Genomic DNA, 2,726 nt, shown 5'->3' with positions numbered 1-2,726 from the left:
GTTCCCGCTCGCTCAGGACCCGGTGACGAGCGCCCCGGGGCCGTACCCGGCGCTTCGCCTGCCCGGCCGGCCCATGGGCTGCGGGGGGGCCGCTGCCCCCCCGCCCCCGGCGGACCGCTCAGCCGAGCTGGCCCTGCACGGCGCTCAGCCCCGCCTGGGCGATGCTCTCGTCGATGGCGCCCTGCGGCGCGCCGCCGACGCCGATCCCCGCGATCGGGGAGCCGCCGGAGGCGACCGGGACGCCGCCGGCGAGGAACAGCGTGCCGGGGATGTCGCGGACGGTGGGCCCGTCGCCGGTCGCGTTCCCGGTCAGCTTCGAGGTCGGCTGCCCGAACGACACGGCGGTGAACGCCTTGCGCTTCGCCGAGTCCACGGTCTGCGGGCCCGCGCCGTCGCCCTTCACGACCAGGCGCACGTCCCCGGACCGGTCGACGATCGCGACCGCGACGCGCTGCTTCTGCTTGGCCGCCTCCTTCTGCACGGCCGTCGCGATCCGCAGGGCGGCGTCGGTGTTCAGCGTCCGGACGTCCTGCACCGCCTGCGGCGCGGGCGGCGCCTTCACCGGCGCGGCGGCGGCCGCGGACGCCCCGGCGGCGGACACGCCGACGGCGCCGGCGACGATGGCGAGCCCGGCGGCGGCCCCCGCCAGGGTCCGGACGCGGACGCGCCGCCTCCCGGACTCCGGCGCGGTCTCGGTGGTCTGCGGCTCCCGCATGGTGGTGCTCCTTCGTGGTGGTCGTCGATACGTCTTCGAGCCTCGCCGGGAACGGGCGCCCGGCCATCGCGGGCACGGTCGATCGCGCGGATCGGATCGGTGGACGGCCGGATCAACCGATCGGACGATGCCGCGGGCAGCCGGGCCGTGAAGGCTGCTCGTGGAAGCTTGCGCGGCGGTTCGCGGGGGGAGACAGCAGACGTGACGGGCACCGAGCACCGGATCCACCTCGCGATGCACGCGGGGTTCTTCCTGCTGCTCGCGGCGTCGGCGTCCCGGCTGGTCGTCCGGCACGGCCTGGGCGGCACGACCACCGTCTGGCTCGTGCTGTGCGGCGTGACGGCCGTGGCCTACGCGGCCGGCGTCGCCGGATGGGACGCGCTCGGACGCCGGGGACGCCTCGCCTGGCTCGCCGCCGTCGTGCTGTTCTGGCTGGTGCTCGTCGTCGCGGCGCCGAGCTTCGCCTGGTGCGCGATCCCGCTGTTCTTCCTCGCGCTGCGGCTGCTGACGCCGCGCGCCGCGATCGTCACGGTCGTCGTGCTCACCGGCGCGGTGATCTTCGCGGAGATCTACCTGGCGGACCGGCTGGACCCGAGCCTGGTGCTCGCGCCGGTCGCGGTCGCCGCGATGGCCGCGGTCATCTTCCTGGAGCTCCAGCGGCTCATCGACGAGCTGGTCCGCACCCGCGGCGAGCTGGCCGCCACGCAGCGCGCCGCGGGGGTCCTGGAGGAGCGCGAGCGGCTGTCCCGGGAGATCCACGACACCCTCGCGCAGGGGCTGACCAGCATGGGGATCCTGCTCCAGGCGGCCGACCGGCAGTGGGACACCGCCCCGGACGCCGCCCGCCGCCACCTGCGGGACGCGACCGAGGCCGCCGCCGCGAACCTGGAGGAGGCCCGCCACTTCGTCCGCGCGCTGGCACCGCCCGGGCTGAGCGCCGGGTCCCTGCCCCGCGCGCTCGCCGACCTGGTCGGCGCGGAGTCGCGGGCGGCGGGCCCGAGGGTGCGGTTCCGGACGGAGGGGGAAGAATATCCCCTGGACGTCGGCGTGCAGACGGCGATGCTCCGCGTCGCGCAGGGCGCCGTCGCCAACGCCCGCGACCACGCGGGCGCGTCCACGGTGGTGGTCACGCTGACCTACCTGGACGACGCGGTGTCGCTGGACGTCGCCGACGACGGGTCGGGCTTCGACCCGTCCCGCACGGCGTCCGCGCCGGGCCGCGGCTACGGGATCCCCGCGATGCGCGACAGGATCGCCGAGGTCGGCGGCGAGCTGACCGTCGAGAGCGCGCCCGGCGCGGGGACCGTCGTCGCGGCCGCCGTCCCGCGGCGGGACGCGGCGGCGCCGGGGGAGAGGAGGACCGGATGAGCGCGGTTCGCGTGACGATCGTCGACGACCACCCCGTGGTCCGGGCCGGGCTGCGCGCCCTGCTGGGCGGCGAGCCGGACATCGAGGTCGTCGCGGAGGCCGCGGACGGCGAGGAGGCCGTCCGGCAGGCCGGGCTCGTCCCCACCGACCTCGTCCTCATGGACCTGCAGCTCGGCGAGGGCATCGACGGCGTCGAGGCCACCCGGCGGATCCTCGCGCTGCCGGACCCGCCGCGCGTGCTGGTGCTGACCACCTACGACACCGACGCCGACATCGCCCGCGCCATCGACGTCGGCGCGGACGGGTACCTGCTCAAGGCCGGCCCGCCGGACGAGCTGTTCCGCGGCATCCGCACGGCGGCGCGGGGCGAGACGGCGCTGTCGCCGCGGGTCGCGACCCGGCTGATGAACCGGGTCCGGGAACCGGCCCCGGCGCTCAGCCCGCGCGAGATCGAGATCCTCGAACTGCTGGCCAAGGGACTGTCCAACCAGCGGATCGCGCGCAGCCTGTTCATCAGCGAGGCCACCGTCAAGACGCACCTCGTGCACATCTTCGGCAAGCTCGGCGTCGACACCCGGACGGCCGCGGTGACCGCGGCCGTCGAGCGGCGCCTCATCCGGCTGCCCGGCTGACCCCGGCCGCC

At 76.5% G+C, this 2,726-nt stretch carries 3 protein-coding genes; 2 read left to right on the top strand and 1 reads right to left on the bottom strand.

Annotated elements, in window-relative coordinates:
- Positions 1 to 118: 118 nt before the first annotated feature.
- Positions 119 to 715 carry a GlcG/HbpS family heme-binding protein gene (locus ABZ914_RS49750; protein ID WP_190866816.1) on the bottom strand — a complete coding sequence of 199 codons (597 nt, stop codon included), beginning with the start codon at positions 713 to 715 and terminating at the stop codon, positions 119 to 121.
- 201 nt (positions 716 to 916) lie between these two features.
- On the opposite strand from ABZ914_RS49750, the gene ABZ914_RS49745 reads away from it, so the two are divergent.
- Entirely contained in the window at positions 917 to 2,083 is a 1,167-nt protein-coding gene (locus tag ABZ914_RS49745; protein WP_500201580.1) for a sensor histidine kinase, read from the top strand.
- On the top strand, positions 2,080 to 2,715 hold the full coding sequence (locus ABZ914_RS49740) for a response regulator (RefSeq protein WP_190866818.1): 636 nt from the start codon (positions 2,080 to 2,082) through the stop codon (positions 2,713 to 2,715). Before ABZ914_RS49745 ends, ABZ914_RS49740 begins: the two co-directional genes overlap by 4 nt.
- The last annotated feature ends 11 nt before the right edge of the window (positions 2,716 to 2,726 follow it).

It is taken from the genome of Spirillospora sp. NPDC046719 (assembly GCF_040645715.1).
In the GTDB taxonomy this organism is placed as follows: Bacteria; Actinomycetota; Actinomycetes; order Streptosporangiales; family Streptosporangiaceae; genus Spirillospora.
This window is presented reverse-complemented; position numbering and strand designations above follow the sequence as displayed.